This window comes from Phyllobacterium sp. P5_D12 (genome assembly GCF_054049495.1).
In genome coordinates, this window is sequence record NZ_JBFUMG010000896.1 from 1 (window position 1) to 1,245 (window position 1,245).

Genomic DNA, 1,245 nt, shown 5'->3' on the forward strand with positions numbered 1-1,245 from the left:
AAACCAAGGCCGTGCGCATCGGCATGGGCCTTCAGATGTTTCGGATCGGCTTTGTCCCATGGGATATGCAACGACACATTCGGTGTTGTTCGTGTCAATTGCTGGATCACCGCGCAATCGTCGAGCTTGTCGAAGATGCCGCGCGGCTCTCCTATGCCGGGAAAGCGCGCAAACCGCGTTCCACCCGTGCCAACACCCCACGAGGGCACGGCGACGAAAAAGTCCGCGACCTTGTTGGTGATTGCATCGATGTCGATGTTGCGTCGCGCGAGATGAGTGCCCAGCGCCTCGTAATCGCTCTTGTGTGCCGCGAGCAGCCGGTCGTTTTCGGCCGCAATCAGTTCACCGGAAATATGTAGCTCAGCCATGATGTCCTCCCGAGACTGGACAGTTCTAACGCGTAAAACTCTGCGCGTTGCCCGCATCGACATTGATGATATTACCAGTCGATTTGGCGGATGCGTCCGAGGCAAGAAAATATATCGCTTCGGCGATGTCTTCTGGCAGCACATTGAGCTTCAGCAGTGAACGTTTGCGATAGTGTTCCTCGAGTTCGTCAACCTGCAGATTGGACGAGGCGGCGCGCTGCTCCCGCCATTCGCCATTCCAGATTTTCGAGCCCCGCAGTACCGCGTCGGGATTGACCGTATTGACACGAATACCACCTTCAGCGCCTTCCAGCGCCAGACAACGGGCAAGGTGAATTTCCGCGGCCTTGGCAGCGCAATAGGCGCTCGCATTGGGCGATGCGGCAAGGCCGTTCTTCGAGGCGACGAAGACGACGTTGCCGCCAATCTTCTGCCTGCGGAACAACCGGAACGCCTCGCGCGAGACGAGAAAATAGCCGGTTGCAAGAATATCGATGTTACGCGTCCACATCGAAAGCTCGGTCGTCTCGATTGGCGCCGAGGATGCGATGCCCGCATTGGAAACGAGAATGTCGACACCGCCAAATTCCACGGAAGCTTCGGCGTAGCTGCCGATTACCCCCGCCTCGTCTGTCACGTTCAATTGAACGCTGCGCACGACATCCGCCGTATAACGTTTGGCGAAGTCGCCATGCGCCGTCTTTAGTGCTTCAGCATCAATGTCGGCAAGCACCACACAGGCGCCCTCACCCAAAAGCCGTTCCGCCGTCGCCCGGCCGATGCCGCCAGCGCCACCGGTGACGAAAGCCACCCGGCCTGCCAATGACTTGGGTTTTGGCATGCGCTGAAGCTTGGCTTCTTCGAGCGGCCAGTATTC

The 1,245-nt window shown here is 58.3% G+C and carries 1 protein-coding gene and 1 pseudogene; both read right to left on the reverse strand.

The annotated features are described in order from the left end of the window. Positions 1-368: pseudogene (locus tag ACXJ5O_RS27415) on the reverse strand (sugar isomerase); the annotation flags it as partial. A 25-nt stretch (positions 369-393) separates the two neighbouring features. Continuing rightward, on the reverse strand, positions 394-1,245 hold an 852-nt coding region (locus ACXJ5O_RS27420), incomplete at its 5' end, for an SDR family oxidoreductase (RefSeq protein WP_457302663.1).